The sequence below is a fragment of the Halorubrum sp. FL23 genome, assembly GCF_052439115.2.
GTDB lineage: Archaea > Halobacteriota > Halobacteria > Halobacteriales > Haloferacaceae > Halorubrum > Halorubrum persicum.
Map to the genome: position 1 here is coordinate 1 of NZ_JBQVRO020000022.1, position 14331 is coordinate 14331.

The following is a 14331-nucleotide window of genomic DNA, read 5'->3' on the forward strand; positions in this document are numbered from 1 at the left end:
CTGCTGGCAGACCATGTGTCTGTCATAGGCCACCACCTACGAGATAGTGACGAAATCAGACGGGGCTAAACACGTACGATCCAAGAGCATTTGTTGAGAATGCAAACGAACCAATACCCATCGTACCTATAGCTTTTAACGTATTTCGCCGACCAGGAGCTATCTTTTCCCTCTTTTGTGAGTGTTCGTTGCTCATTGCGGTCCTATTGCTTCTGTCGTCATTTGTCATTGTGTGTCACCACACACGCTCTTTTGCTTGGTTTTGTATTTGTGCTAACGGTTCGAAAAATCACGACAAGCTCGTGGTTCACGAAAATTAGCTACCCCCTACCAAACCTTCGTCTTTTATTGCAACCTAGATTCCAAGTCTTCGTCCTTTTTAGTGTCTCAACTCCGATTCTACATTATTTTATTGATTTTAGGAAAGTATTAAGTTAAACGAATTTCACACTTATTGATGTAATGTCCTCCCCTAATACCCTAGACCTCGCTGATGTCCTCCTGAAACGCCACGCGTGCATCAGCATACTCAGAAAACAACCACAAACAAAGCCTGAGATGGTTGAATCACTTGACACACCCCGTTCGACACTTGATGATATTGTCCGTGAGCTCGAACACGCCGATCTCGTCGAATATCATAATGGCAAATGGCAACTTACCCTCCTTGGCCAGTATACACTCAAGCATCACACCCGCTACAAGGAGGGGCTCGAAAGCCTCACTAATGTTACACCGGTAATCAAAGAACTTCCACGAGACACCCCCGTAGAGCGTCGCTTCCTCCGCGATACAGAAGTTCACGTCGCAACAACACCAGTCCCTGATGAGGTCATGCAAGTCTTTCTCAATGCTGTCGAATCCGCAAACGATGTTCGCGGTATGACTCCACTCGCTATGGCCGGCTACGCTGAACCGTTCTACAGTGCTGCTACGACTGGTAGTAACACTCAACTGGAAGTTGTTCTTCCTCTTGAGACGTTTGAACGCCTTCAAACACTCCATCCTGATTTGACTGAGAAAGTGATGGTTGATAATAATGTCATATTGTACCACGGCGACATTCCGGTGACGTTCTCCCTGTGGATCGCAGATGATGACCATACAGGACTCATCGTGTATGCTGACCAAGGTGTTCAAGGTATTCTGAAAAACGACACGGATGAGGCACTCGACTGGGCGACCGAGCTATATAAGCGAATACAAAAAAGTACGGAGCCGATCTTCTATCGAGGTTCTACTAAGTATAACACAGGACTCAGCTAATTTCCTATTATTGTTCTAAATATAAAGCGAACCTATTCACTAGTGAGCAGGGGTACACAAGAGACCCTCTCTAGCGAGGTGTCATCGTCGGACCTGTGTATTATTCCCTATTTTCGCAACACCACTATTCATCTCGTGAGGTCATCACGGTTTCCTGCGATAAACAGGAGATCGGCTCTTTGAGCAGCCGCTTAGTGAGGTCTAGGTCGAGTTAAGAGGCGTTCGGGGGTTTCTGATAGAAATTCACGTTCGACAGTTTCCTACAGATACGCCAGAAACATTGGCCGAAATGAATGCGACTTATATCCAGTTCGTTCGCAAGTGTGACCAGTCAGTATCCTCAGTAAGCACATAGCGACAAGAGAGATCAGCCTCGATTTCGATTCAGAACAAATAGGTCGAACAGAAGGCACACATCAAATCCATTCTCCGATGTTGTGATGTTTGCCGGGCTTGAAAACCACCATTTTCCCGTTTGCTGCTCGTTGAGTCCCCGCTGCTCGGCCATCGCGTCGAAGAGGTCTATCAACGCCTCGCAGGCTTCGTCTTCGAACTCGGCCAGTTTGTCGTCCTCGATTTTGTTCCCGACGATACACAGATTCGTGTGCGCATCGTTCACGATCCTGAACGCGTGTCTCGTCGGGTGCTCCGTCGGGTCAAGTTGCTGAATACCTTCTGCCATCACACTCTTACCCACCTGACCAAGAACTGTGGTTCTTCGCCGCATGGACAACGATAAGATGGCCGAGACAGCAATCATCGAACGTGCTGCGCCCGCGAGACCCGCCCGAACCAGACGAAGTCCTCGATGAGATGGTCATCAACCGCTGTTAGGTCGTCGCCGATCTCGTTGTGAAGTTCGAGTACGACTACGACCCGCGCGCGGGACCGTGCGGAATCGGTTAGAATATCTCGTTGAAGATCAGTCGGTCGAACGCGTGAAGCACGCGAACGGTACAGTGACGTATCGGAGAGTAGAGTAGTTCTCTCGATCACCAGCTCGTCCGAGGTCGCAGTAACACCGTATTAATTCCGCTACTGCGAGTCATCAAGAATCATCGTTTGAGGTACTAAACGTTCAGTTCTGGGTCGGCCCCGCGAAAATCAGTATCCTCGCTCAGAATGAGCCGATCAGTTTCACGTGCATACTCTAAGAGAACCGTGTCTTCAGAGCCTAACTCAACGTTATCTCCAACGACAGCAACATCGTGCCCTTCTCCACGGAGTGCAGAAACAATAGCTGGTGGGACGTGCTCGTCAGCGAGCAGCCTCATGCTTCGGGCTCTGACTGGGTTGTCGTGTCTAGGTCCTCAGGCCCGCGAACGACAGATAATTCATCAGGGACTGACTGGCGCTTGGCTTGGATCTCTCGCATCTCATTGGCGTGGTCATAATAATACACCAAGGCGCGGTAGATGTCAGCGATGTCGAGATTGTAGTCGGCGGCGACCTGTTCGGGGGATTCTCCAGCGTCAAGCACCCGCTTTGCGATGTGGTGGACGCCGATACGCCTCCCTTCGATTCGGGGCGCACCACCCAAGGTGTCGTTCGTCGAGACGATTTCAGCCATTAGAGGTTGATACGTTCCACCCAATAATAAAGGCTGGCCGGAGGGCGTAGGTTGTGTTCAGATAAGCAGATTCAATGCGAAGCCGAAGGATCGAAGCCACTCTTCGGCAGTTTCTGCTTCAGGACTTCTAAAACAGTTTGACAAACAATCAGTTCGGCGTTTTATCTTACGAGAGATATATTCGATGCTATTCGATTTTATATCGTTCGTATCTGAAATCGAAGCCGTGTTTGCGACAGGCTCAGTGAAATGGAACCGTACTATCCACGAGACAGTTCTATATCTATGTGATATTTTCTGCGGAGCTCCGAGAAAAGCGGATCTGCGATCACAATCGTTCTTGCCGGGTTTAAGCCGCGTATATAGTAAATTATTTGAGTCGGATAGATGTTGCCGTACAGCTAGTATTATTTATCAGCAAACTGAATCGCCGCTTTATTGACTGCAACGTGATTCAGACTCCAACCAATTTCTGGATGTAGATCGGCCTTGTGAACTCAGTTATGTACAATCAATTGAATCTGATTAACACCGAATACCTCAAGAAATAAAACAGTATTCGGAATAGATAATATGGCCAAATGAATCTGAAAATGAGCTTTATCAACAGCTGCGATGTTGCTTCTTTCTCAACAAAATCTAAGTTGATCTCGTCTAAACACTCGCTGAGGCGGTCGTTTTCAGACCTGCATCACTTTGAAAAGGCATCGCCTAGCCTTTCAAGCTTATCTGAGCACCGCTACCACGCCATCGTTTTTACCCTTTAGTGATCTGCTGCGGTTCTGTGGCTGCCCATTCGGCAAGCCTGTTACCGACTATGATGTCTGTTTCACCTCAATCACCGATTTGCCGTCAGCAGAGGTCCGTTCTGGAACTAAACCATTACATATGTACCATTGTAATAGATATTTGAATAATACTATATCTGCGTCAGGAACTAATTGTGATCTGGATACAGCAGAAAATATCAGTCTATGTAATAACCCTCTAGCAAAAGAAAGAGTATTATAACTTATTAGACTATATACATATAATTTCTAAAATATAAGAAATCCCATCACAGTTGGTATTCTAGAGTGGCTACACATTGATTCACTAATTTTAGTGGAATAACTGTTTGTAATTGTAGATCTTCCTTAGCGATATTTATTAGAAACCAAGAGTATCAACAGAGAATATAATGGCGGGATAGCTAGGTAATTTCTATTCACATTCAATTTTCATATATAACTACTGCTAGACCGAACTATTTTTGTTAGATGAATCACTATATCAATCAAATGAATATACAAGATAATCTTGGTTATCATCAGATGCTAGATCATGCTTGCGGTGGTGTGGGGGCGAACAGACAGGGGGGAATACAGGTGATAGTTAGCATGAGAGGAGGAACGCATGGGATTTGAGCTGAGTAAACAGGAAAGGCCGGTGTCAGGAAGACTCTGTAGCTTGTTGATAGTAAATCGGCTACCAGAAACGGTTGGGTATAATATTGTGTATTTTGCTGTCGGGGTTGGTCTCGCAACGTCCCAACCGATTCCGGCTGTTCTCCAACATCTAACCGGATTATCGGTGCTATTTTTCGCAATGATGATTTCAAAAATGCAGGCCTCGATCGCAGATGCTCTACATGATTATGAGGTTGACAAGGAAAATCCTGAGAAATCCTATATTGCCATGTCAGTCGAAATACTGGGAGAAAAGAACCTTCTCTCACTGCTTGTGATTGAATTGGCTGTTGGACTATCTCTATGGGGGTGGGTTGCGTTTTCTAGTGGCAATATGTTTTTCCTGGTGATGGGGTTGCTACTTACCCTATCTGGATTCACGTATTCGTATCCCCCTCGGATAAAGGAGCGCGGTTTCTTGAACCATCTCGTCACGACAGGAGTAGACGTATTCTGTGTGATTCTCCCCGTCTCACTCCTTCTCGGGTTTTCTTTTGGAGGAGGGTGTCATAGAACTTTTCTCACACCGTGATGATCGTGCTTCCCGGATTGTCTCCGCGTTCGTAGTTGGTGATTGCGACGACGAGGCGAAGGCACAGCGCGAGGAACACCTGCGCTCGTGCGTGGACGCGGCCTCGGGCGTGCGTTCGCCCGAGGCCGCAGTCCTTGACTGATTCGTTGGTTCGTTCAACTCCTGTGCGGCGATTGTACGTCTCATCCAACGTGGATTGCTTCAGTTGAACGTCTTCGCTGTGTTCGTCGATGCGGTCTTCGACTCTGTACTCGATATCTTTCGGCTCGTCGGTGTTTCGCGCATTGTACGGAGCGACTGGCACGACCCCTGCGGCCAGCAGGTGGTCGTGCCAGTCGAGCGTGTCGTAGGCGCTGTCACCGACCATCCAGATCGGCTTGGCGACGGCGAGCGCGTCACACGTGACGCGCATCGCCGTCTCCTCTGGCGCTTGCTTACTCTCTGTGAACTCGGCTGCAATCGGGATCTTTTGCCCGGTCGAGACGATCGTGCAACCGTAGCCGTAGTAGTACTCGTCGTCGGTTGGATCGTAGCACTTCGACGCATCTTGATCGGCAGGCATCGCCCTCACGTCAGTTGAATCGATGCAGTAAGTCAAGTCGAGCAGGCCGCGGCGGGCGGCCTGCTCGACGAGGTGATCAAAGACATCGTCGACGACGTGTTCGAGGTCGGTGAGGAAGCGATCGACCGCGTCTCTCGACGGCGGTCGATCGAAGCCGCAGCTCAGCCAGACAACCGTATTCCGAAGCTCTCGCTCAACGGGACGAATGCCGTAGATGTCGTGGTAGTAGCAATGGAGGAAGCCACGCATCAGCTCTGGTGGTTCGTGATCTCGTGTTCGCCCCGTCTCCGCCGGGGCGAACACGTCGAACTCTTCGAGAAACTCGAATGAGAGATGCTCAAACAACGCTAGCGTCTCGGTTTCCGCGACATTGAAGAACGACTCTACCGAAGGATCATCTTGCAGGGTCGCTGAGACCATACCATCTCAGCATTCACCCTGCTCTTTGGTGTGCTACTCGTTCTATGACACCCTCTTTGGAGGTCAAACTGGAGTACTGCTTATTGCGGTGTTCCTGTATATATTGGGCTACCATATAGTCCACCAAGCTGCTGATACATACTTCGATCGGCAAAGCGGGCTTTCAACCTTCACCCAGCAGATCGGTGCCGCTCCTAGTGTTATGTTGGCATCGGTATTGACAGCCCTAGGTGCCGTCATCGCATGGTGGGGCGGATATTATGTAGCGTTCATGGGGCTAGGTATGGGTGGCATTGCGTATGGGGTGTTATTCTATCATATCGTAGGAAAATTAGAGAGGGAGCAATCACTATCTGTCTCTCATTGGTTCAGCGTCTCTCTCTGGGCGACGTATTTGAATGGAGTTGTGGCGGTAGATCTGTTGTTGTAGTGGCTCAGTTTCTCGGGTGGAGTTTGATTTTGATGGGGTCTTTTGGCTGTGTCGAAAGAGATGGAATTACCTCGAGAGGGTCTTCAGCGAAGCTTTCTGGAGTGAAATTCTGAAGAAGCTTCCCAAGCACGATTTTCCCTTCGATCAGGGCTAATCGCTCTCCGATACATCGTCGCGGACCGGCTGCGAATGGGAAGTACAGTCCAGTAGGTGGGGGTGTGAGGGAATCTGCCTTCCATCGGTTTGGTCGAAACTCGTAGGGGGAGTCATATAATCGATGGTCACGGTGGGTCACCCATTGGCTCAAACAGAGAATAGTCCCTTCAGAAATCTCATAGCCATTTAGCATAACATCTTCAGTTGGTTGCCGGAATATCGCATATGCTGGTGGGTAGAGTCGGAGTGATTCTTTGAGGACACGATCAAGAAGGGTGGACTGTCGGAGCGATTTTGCTGGGTTCTCTATGTCTGTTTTATCAGCTGTACTGATGACTTGATCTCGAATAACTGGGTTCTTACCGAGTAGATGGACCGTATATGCCAACATGAGTGCGGTCGTCTCATGTCCTGCGAGGAGGAGCGTGACGACTTCATCCCGGATTTCAGATTGTTCCCACCCATTGTTCACAAGGTCGGTTATGAGCGAGTCGTAGTTGTCTGGTTGATTCTTCTGGCGGGTAATCAGCTCGTCGACGATATCATCAAGTCTCTCGATCGCGTGGCGGTAGGACCAGTTTCTCGAGATGGGGATCCACTCTGGGATGTAGAGGTATGTTTGAGCGATATAGCTGAAATACTCGATGATGTCACTGAAAATAGAAGGTAGATCCCAGTCTTCCGATCTGGGGTCGACGTCGAAGAGTACATCAGTAATTATGTTTAGTGTGAGCTCTTTCATCTCCTCATCCAATGTGAGTATATCACCGGCCTTCCACTGATCGAGTTTGTCGTCTGTATGTGTGACAATTCGGTTGGCGTACGTGGCCATTTTTTCTGGGTGGAAAGCAGGTTCAAGATCGCGACGGTTTGATCGCCACCGGTCGCCTTCCGATAAGACGAGTCCGTTCCCGATCAGTGAGGAAGTCATCACCTTGTGAAATCCACTTTTCTGATACTTGTCGTTGTCTCCTATCAGAACTGTCTGGATGTCGTCTGGATTCATTAAGAGCACAATCTGGTTTCCAGCGACTGTAATTTGAGCGATATCGCCGTACGTATTGGGGAAGTTCTCGAACCAGGTTAGCGTATTTCTGTGGTGAAATTGGAGCGTGTTTCCAATGAGAGGGTGGGTGTCTGGGCCGGGGAGGTCTGCTCGGGACATACCGTGTGTGAATATATCCTACAGAATAAGTTTGTCTCTCAACTATTAAATGATGAGTCAATATCTGAGGATCACATCAAGTAGTGACTTAGATACCTACAGTCAACTGATCAAAAATACCTAGCAGTAGCTATAGTTTTCCTACTTCTGTGGCGTTCTCACGATACTCGTCATATACGTCGCGAGCCCACTGAATGGCGGGTTCGCTATTATTGATCAGGACAGCTTGAACGCCCCCCTGATCGTAGATAGTAATTCCAGCATAGTCGCCTTCCGGGGTTTCCATTATCCAGATCGCGCATGGAAGTGAGTCGTTGGTGGAGAAGAGATTCGCGTTCTCATGCTCGACGAAATCTGCGAAGGTGTCCCCACGGACTTCGTGGAGTGATTCAAGAACGTTCTGTTCAATGATGAGCTCTACTTCAAGCCCGTTCTCTTGGATTTTACTTTGTAGCAGATCCGGATACGATGGGAGTGATAAGGGAGCTAATCCCGTTAGTTTGGTAGCAGAGTGAAGCAGCTTATTGCTCTCTTGAAGGGCTGTTTCTGGAACTTGAGGATCAGCGATGCTCTTGGAAGCCCCACTAATGAATTCGTGATTGACTGAGATGTTGTCGGGTAAATCGTTGATGACTTTGTGGAGTTCGGTTAGATCATCTGTTGCCTCTACATAGTCTTGGTAAGTGTCTAGAGCGAGCTTTCCTGCGGTAGTGAGATGATATTTTCCGCTTTGCTTTTTAATACAGCCCAGTTCCTGTAAGGATCTGATAGCCCGTTCGATAGTTGATCGGGAGACGCCTGTTTGGTTAGTGAGTTCTGACTTCGTTTGGGAGCTGTCGCTTAGCGCCTTGAGAATCCGGTTACGCTTTCTGAGGGTATTTCTCATTGCTTCACCATTGGCCATGTAAATTAGTCAGATGCGATGACAATAACTGTTGTGTGAACATAGATTGTTGCGCTGGAGTGAAATCAAGAAACTGTGAGTCCCATTTCTAGATTAGTTGATGTATGTGAAATAAGCCCGTGTTCAAGACCTGAACAAAAGGATAAATTTTAATTTCTGTTCAGTTTCTGAATTAATCCTTAGTATAGGTGAGTTACTGGAGTCAAAAAAGCCATAAACATCCAGTATAATAGTAAAACTGGATGATAGAGAACATAGTTGAGGAACTGCGACAACCAGAGTATACAGGTGAGAATCGTTGTGAAGCATGCACGGCTGCCAATGTTACGATCGCAGGTGTACTCGGTGTGATTCTCAGCCGGAGGTCAAAATTTGCTGGAGTAATGGTAGTGGGGATCTCGCTTTCACTGATTTATGTCCGAGGATACCTTATTCCGGGGACTCCAAAACTGACGAAGCGATATATGCCAGCTCCCATCCTCCGGTTATTCGGTAAGGACCCGGAGGCTGATGTTCGGAGTGGGTTATCTCCAAATGGTGGATCTGAGTTGACTGATAGTAGCGGTGGTGTGGCAGAATCACCTACAGAGGGCTCTGATACAGAAGGTGAGGACTTAGATACGCTGTCACCGGAAGAGTACTTCCTCTCGGTGGGGGTTATCGAGGAATGCGATGGCGAGGACGACCTGTGTATCGAAGAGACATTCGAGTCTGAGTGGACTGAAGAAATGACTATGCTCAATAATGGGCCTTTCTCAGCTGAAGATGCTGCGATAGCAATGGGCCTGGATGGAGAGAACCGAGAGTTCACGATTAGAGAGGATAATCAGGCCCATCAACTAAAACGCGATCAGCAGGTTATCGGTCAGTGGCCGTCGAGGGCTGCCTTGATCGCAGATGTTGGTGCCTCTCGGGTGTTAGAGTCGTGGGACACACATTGGACGGAGTACGAACCGACCGAGAAAGGTGAGCTTCTCAACGCACTCCGGCTCTTTCTCGATGCGTGTCCGACGACCGAGGGAGAGATTGTGTTCAAAGAAGAGACGGTCGAATCGTGTTGTAGTAGCTATGAAGTCATTGCGGCAGTCTGTGAAGAGACGGATGAGCGGATTTTCGAACATCAGCTGCCGTGAAACTGTTCCAGCCTCTATGATTAAGCCTCCAGTCTGCCTACCGACTAATAGAAACATTGAGCCAGTATAGCCCTACACATACGCTCGTTGCGAACCATCCAATAGAGGGGACACCACGTCACGATAGAATACTATTCAAGGCCACCCAAGCTCCATCTCCTTGTGCTGGTACGAACTAGATCGGGGCCAAGTCGGCTAGGTGGTCGGTTGGATCTCTTCACAGGCTGGTCTATCACGACCAGATACACTTCATTTTGAATCGACAGCGGAGTTTTCTACAGCTGAAGAGGCTCTCCAGACAGTGGTGTCTAGGATCGGAGAGGAAGTGCTCTGACCGCGGTTATCTTTGAGAAGGCTCTGAGCCTTCCAACTAAATTTTGAATAGAAAATCATCTGTTGAATTGTATAGTTCAGCATGATATTTTTGCCAAGATATGATAGATAATATTATACCGACACCGAGATGTTCGTTAGTCGCAATGCGAGACAATCCTAGTGAAGAGACCGGATCGGACTCTGTCAATAGACGGCGCGTGCTTCAAGCACTTGGTGCGGGGGCTATGGCTACCAGCTTCTCCACAGTTGGGGCTGCTTCAACAAGTAGATCTGTTCCGGAAGGGGATGTTGAAATCACCGGAACCACGGCAATTAGTCCTGATGGTGTCGGAGATGACATTCAAGCAGTTACCGACCAGAAGGAAACGAATCAACTGTCAACTCACATCGAGGATGAAACAGGCTTTCAACTAGAAAGTGAATTTGCTGTCGGGATTGAACTTGAGACAGACGATCCTGAGCTGAATTCTCATGAACCACGGGTACTACACCTTCCCCTGAAGCCGTCTACGGAAGATGATGGACTGAAGGCCCATTCAACTGACCAGAAATCTGAGCGAGAGTTTACCATCGATAATGGGGGTGCTCTAATGGCCGTCACTATTGAAGAAAGTGGTGAGCGTCAGCTTGCTGGTCTCATGGGTGTAACCCGAGAAGAATCTCGAGATGAAGAAGTCGGAGCACTCCGGGAAAGCGAACAAAAGAAGGTTAATACGAAGTCGTTTGTCGTCGAGGACGGCTCGGCCACTGTCCATCGCGAAAGTACCGATCGAAAGTCGCTGAAGTCTGATTGGGAAAATGAGCTTAACAAGAGTGATGCACCCATCACGCCCCAAGACACTCAGTTCACTTGTTGGGGGTGTGCAACGGTTGTCGGTATTGCATGTGCCGGTGCCGCGACACTCTCGTACTCCACATGCGTTAGTGCTGCATTCGCTTCATCAGTATTCAGCCCAACCGCTGGTGCTGCTGTTGCGGCTTTCTGTACCTACATTGTGACAAATGCGGGTACGTTATCCTGTGCTGCTGGGGTAGGGGCGATCTGCGCTGGAGTGACGGGTGACTGTAATTTCTTAGAGGATTAAGCTTAACACCAACAAAAAGAGATCACCACTCATGACCAATAGTATTGAAAAGCGTATTAAGAGCGGTGTAGGAGTTGGAAAATTAGCCGGTCGCTTAACCAAACTCGGCTTTGTTGTATACCTCGTCAGCCTCATATACCGGTCTGGACAGGAATCAATCGCGGTGATCCTAACGGGAATTATTGGATGTTATGTACTCGTATCGATCGGTCGTGATTACCAATACGGGTATTCACCACTGAGCCCAATTAACTGGACAGAGGTATCCCCTGAGGGATTAGACCCTGAGGATCGACGTCGCGCGACACTTTGGACAGGGGCACTTCGAGTGGTACAACTTATTGGCGGTGTAGGGTTGGTAATAGCTATCTTTGTATCGGGACTGGATTTGCTTGGATACGTATTACTCGCTAGTGTAATTCCAGTGTTGATTGGTATCTCGTACAGATACTACTCAAGAGATACAAAGCCTTGGTACCCAAAAGTCCCCTCTGAAATCGTCTCGGACTGACACGCTGATTACTCGGCCCTCCCTTTTTGAGCCAGGCAGTTTTTTAGATCGATAGGTGCTACCCGTGATAATCTCTCACGGTGGGTGATTGGGACCCTAGCCATCACTACGATAGTAGTCGGATTCGTGTTTTCACGGGTGGGATTACTTGGTCCCTTTGTAGTAGTGTTATGGATTCCACTTGTCGGGGTCGCAACAATGTGGATTCTCTTCGACTCGAGAGAACAGGACTTTGAGTACCCCTCAGTGATTGCTCCGACTGTTGCTATTCTGCTGCTTCTCGTTGTTCCAGGGATCGCAGCACTAGCAACGTACTATTACAAAACACGATTCAACCGGTGAAACAGAGACAAGCGATTAAGACCCTTAGAAGGACAAGGAGATGGTTTTCGAGTTGGCCTATGATGAGATATCCATCATACAGATCGTCTGTTCGAAGAGCGGAATCGGGGTTAGAGTTTTTCTTCCCCAATTCCAGCTACTACCGTCTGAAGAGCCTCTTTAGCTGTAGAAAACTCCGCTGTCGATTCAAAATGAAGTGTATCTGGTCGTGATAGACCAATTTTTGAAGAGATCCAGCTGACCGCTTTCCCGATTTGACCCTGATCTGACTTGTACCATCGCAGTTCGATAGCCAGCTCATCTGGATGTGATTCGATCGACGCAAGTCGAGAGAGGTCATGACAAACGTTTCCTATACAGAGCGATGGTGGAGAGATGCTACATTCCACACCGGTATGTTCCCATTCCGCTATTGGACGGTTCGGAAGAATTACTGCCGGTTCACTATTGATGGTGTTCTGGATCGTAGTGATGATCTCACCAGATGAACTGTCATCAATTGTGAATATTTCATGTTCAGGAACGTACCGGAGATACGCTTTCGTGTCATGTACGAGTTCGAGTTTTCGTACACCGTAGACACGGGCGGCCCCAGTCATCTTCAGAAACGATTCAATTATTTTGAGTGAGCTATCAGACACGTCCGTTTCGTATCTCACACTCCCATTACGATCAGTTTGTGAAAAGTTGTCGTCTAGTTCTTGGATCAGCGAGGGGTAATCGTTACCGACTGTCTCTGGCTCGATCAATATGACTACCCGGTCTGCGAAGGGAGCCGCGGCTTGGATAGCCTTGAATAATATTACATTATGATGTGGAGTGCCCTCCATTGGATGGCTCGCGACGAGGGTGTGTGTGGGACTATGCTGGCTCAAGGTCTCTATTAGACAGGAAGGCCAACTGGGGGCTTAACAGTTAGCCCTGCGAGGATGTAGGCGAGTGCTTTCACAACCGCTGCGCCGAGCGTGATTCCTGCTGCGGCAGCAGCAATGAGAATCATTTCTTCATACGCATCAGCGATCGCTCCAAGGCTGGGGAAATTACCATCGTAGCACACCCGTACACACTTTCCGGAGTAGTGTTCCTCACCAACATAGAAGCAACTATTCTTGTTCCCCGCCCAGAGGTTTATGCCACCTTTGGCATCGCTCTGAGGGTACACAGAGAAATGATTGTGGGTCATGGATGGTGGAGTCGGGTTATTGGTACAGAGCGGTGTGTGCCCAGAGTCACCTGAGTGTACCCGGACGCACCAATCGCTGACAGCGGGGACATTAGTACACTTTACCACTTTGGCGTCTGTAGTCACTTCTCCTTCTGATGTTTGGATCGGAAGAGGTTCTGAATCAATCTGCTGTTCTTGCTTTTCGGCATCCTGGTCCGGGCCGATTGTGTACTCGTATGTTGCTCCGTCTCTCGAATACTGTAGCTTCTTTTCAGATTCCCACGAGACCGCGTGAACGCCGTATTCTGCTTCTGTGAGTTGTTCGATGCGGTCTGGGACTACGTCAGCAGTATTAGTTCCGTGTGCGAGGTATAGTTGGAAACCTTCTTCTCGATTCACCGATGTGAAAGCAATAACTGGGCGTTTTGGATGCGCCTCATGCTCCATTGCGAGAGCTGCAACAGACCTTTTCGGGCTATCGCTCACAATTCCCGTGGTCTTAGCAGCTCCCTCTAGATCAGATCCATTTGCAGAAGCTGAACCGACCAGTGGGAATCCGGTAGCTGCTGCTCCTATACCAATTGTCTGGAGTACACGACGTCTGTTGAGTGAATCCGATTCGTTTTCTCGGTTGGGGTTGTCTCGCATTGCGATCTACCGTTATACCAAATGCCATTTAATAATTTCTATTAAAAAATGGCGAAAGAATCAGTATGAGATGTATTAGCTAGCAATATGTGTGAGTATCAGAGATTGATACTGAAATCACTCGAGAGATATTTGTTTCAGCCATTGATCTGACGATCGCTGGGTTAAGACTTCATCACGATCCTCAAACATCACGGTGACAATCTTAGTTGTCACGTGATCGTCGACGCTGAGCCCGTAGAGTTTGTACGAGAGATCGTTCCCAGAGAAGCTGTAGAGCTTCTATACTTGGGGAGTGGGTTAGCTGTATTCGGCCTCTATTACGTGTATTACCGCAATGTCCGATAAGACAATAGATAACGAGCTGAAGGTCTACCGAGCAAAGCATGATATTACACAGGAAGACGTCGCAAAGGAGATCGGGGTTACACGGCAAACGATTGGTGCTATTGAAGTGAACCGGTATAACCCATCTCTGGAACTAGCCTTCAAACTCGCGGTGTTTTTCGATTGTTCAATAGAGGACATATTTGAGTATGAGTAGGAGATGAAAAGAGACGTTCCTGTTTGGAGTCCGTCTCCTTAATCAGACTTTGAAAGATCGTCTCAGTAATTGATTATTTGCTCTTTTTCTGGCCTTTTCTTCAACTTCTGCCGT

At 48.3% G+C, this 14331-nt stretch carries 14 protein-coding genes and 1 pseudogene; 6 read left to right on the top strand and 9 right to left on the bottom strand.

Features of this window, described 5'->3' with window-relative positions:
• Nucleotides 1–462: 462 nt before the first annotated feature.
• Nucleotides 463–1266, top strand: coding sequence for a helix-turn-helix transcriptional regulator (locus ACT4MF_RS17010; protein ID WP_444683570.1), 804 nt, complete (start codon nt 463–465; stop codon nt 1264–1266).
• A 367-nt stretch (nt 1267–1633) separates the two neighbouring features.
• On the opposite strand, the gene ACT4MF_RS17015 is transcribed toward ACT4MF_RS17010, so the two are convergent.
• The 4 genes and pseudogenes from ACT4MF_RS17015 to ACT4MF_RS17030 all read right to left on the bottom strand — a co-directional run bounded on the left by ACT4MF_RS17015 (nt 1634) and on the right by ACT4MF_RS17030 (nt 3485).
• On the bottom strand, nt 1634–1948 hold the full coding sequence (locus tag ACT4MF_RS17015) for a hypothetical protein (RefSeq protein WP_444683569.1): 315 nt from the start codon (nt 1946–1948) through the stop codon (nt 1634–1636).
• Between the two features lie 388 nt (nt 1949–2336).
• Complete coding sequence (locus tag ACT4MF_RS17020; protein WP_444683568.1) at nt 2337–2540, bottom strand: DUF5615 family PIN-like protein; 204 nt, start codon at nt 2538–2540, stop codon at nt 2337–2339.
• Nucleotides 2537–2836: a DUF433 domain-containing protein gene (locus ACT4MF_RS17025; protein ID WP_444683567.1), complete on the bottom strand. Its 300-nt coding sequence runs from the start codon at nt 2834–2836 to the stop codon at nt 2537–2539. The genes ACT4MF_RS17020 and ACT4MF_RS17025 overlap by 4 nt, the downstream gene beginning before the upstream one ends.
• 57 nt (nt 2837–2893) lie before the next feature.
• Nucleotides 2894–3485 (bottom strand): annotated as a pseudogene (locus ACT4MF_RS17030) (IS6 family transposase).
• Between the two features lie 746 nt (nt 3486–4231).
• On the opposite strand from ACT4MF_RS17030, the gene ACT4MF_RS17035 reads away from it, so the two are divergent.
• Nucleotides 4232–4816, top strand: coding sequence for a UbiA prenyltransferase family protein (locus tag ACT4MF_RS17035; RefSeq protein WP_444683566.1), 585 nt, complete (start codon nt 4232–4234; stop codon nt 4814–4816).
• On the opposite strand, the gene ACT4MF_RS17040 is transcribed toward ACT4MF_RS17035, so the two are convergent.
• From ACT4MF_RS17040 to ACT4MF_RS17050, 3 genes are all read right to left on the bottom strand, one after another.
• Complete coding sequence (locus ACT4MF_RS17040) at nt 4806–5798, bottom strand: transposase (RefSeq protein ID WP_444683565.1); 993 nt, start codon at nt 5796–5798, stop codon at nt 4806–4808. The genes ACT4MF_RS17035 and ACT4MF_RS17040 overlap by 11 nt on opposite strands.
• 434 nt (nt 5799–6232) lie before the next feature.
• The gene (locus ACT4MF_RS17045) at nt 6233–7549 is read right to left on the bottom strand and encodes a cytochrome P450 (protein WP_444683564.1); all 1317 of its coding nucleotides are present in this window, start codon (nt 7547–7549) and stop codon (nt 6233–6235) included.
• A gap of 130 nt (nt 7550–7679) precedes the next feature.
• Nucleotides 7680–8453, bottom strand: coding sequence for a helix-turn-helix transcriptional regulator (locus ACT4MF_RS17050; protein ID WP_444683563.1), 774 nt, complete (start codon nt 8451–8453; stop codon nt 7680–7682).
• A 242-nt stretch (nt 8454–8695) separates the two neighbouring features.
• Here ACT4MF_RS17050 and ACT4MF_RS17055 point away from each other — a divergent pair, with 242 nt between their 5' ends.
• The 3 genes from ACT4MF_RS17055 to ACT4MF_RS17065 all read left to right on the top strand — a co-directional run bounded on the left by ACT4MF_RS17055 (nt 8696) and on the right by ACT4MF_RS17065 (nt 11518).
• A complete protein-coding gene (locus ACT4MF_RS17055) occupies nt 8696–9586 on the top strand; it encodes a DUF8054 domain-containing protein (protein ID WP_444683562.1) in 891 nt (296 codons plus the stop codon).
• A gap of 560 nt (nt 9587–10146) precedes the next feature.
• On the top strand, nt 10147–11007 hold the full coding sequence (locus tag ACT4MF_RS17060; protein ID WP_444683561.1) for a hypothetical protein: 861 nt from the start codon (nt 10147–10149) through the stop codon (nt 11005–11007).
• A 31-nt stretch (nt 11008–11038) separates the two neighbouring features.
• On the top strand, nt 11039–11518 hold the full coding sequence (locus tag ACT4MF_RS17065) for a hypothetical protein (RefSeq protein WP_444683560.1): 480 nt from the start codon (nt 11039–11041) through the stop codon (nt 11516–11518).
• A 452-nt stretch (nt 11519–11970) separates the two neighbouring features.
• On the opposite strand, the gene ACT4MF_RS17070 is transcribed toward ACT4MF_RS17065, so the two are convergent.
• Both ACT4MF_RS17070 and ACT4MF_RS17075 read right to left on the bottom strand, forming a co-directional pair.
• Nucleotides 11971–12690, bottom strand: a complete 720-nt coding sequence (locus tag ACT4MF_RS17070; RefSeq protein ID WP_444683559.1) for a hypothetical protein — start codon at nt 12688–12690, stop codon at nt 11971–11973.
• Between the two features lie 53 nt (nt 12691–12743).
• Nucleotides 12744–13673, bottom strand: coding sequence for a hypothetical protein (locus ACT4MF_RS17075; RefSeq protein ID WP_444683558.1), 930 nt, complete (start codon nt 13671–13673; stop codon nt 12744–12746).
• 337 nt (nt 13674–14010) lie between these two features.
• Between ACT4MF_RS17075 and ACT4MF_RS17080 the strand changes: the two genes are divergently transcribed.
• The gene (locus tag ACT4MF_RS17080; RefSeq protein ID WP_444683557.1) at nt 14011–14217 is read left to right on the top strand and encodes a helix-turn-helix transcriptional regulator; all 207 of its coding nucleotides are present in this window, start codon (nt 14011–14013) and stop codon (nt 14215–14217) included.
• The last annotated feature ends 114 nt before the right edge of the window (nt 14218–14331 follow it).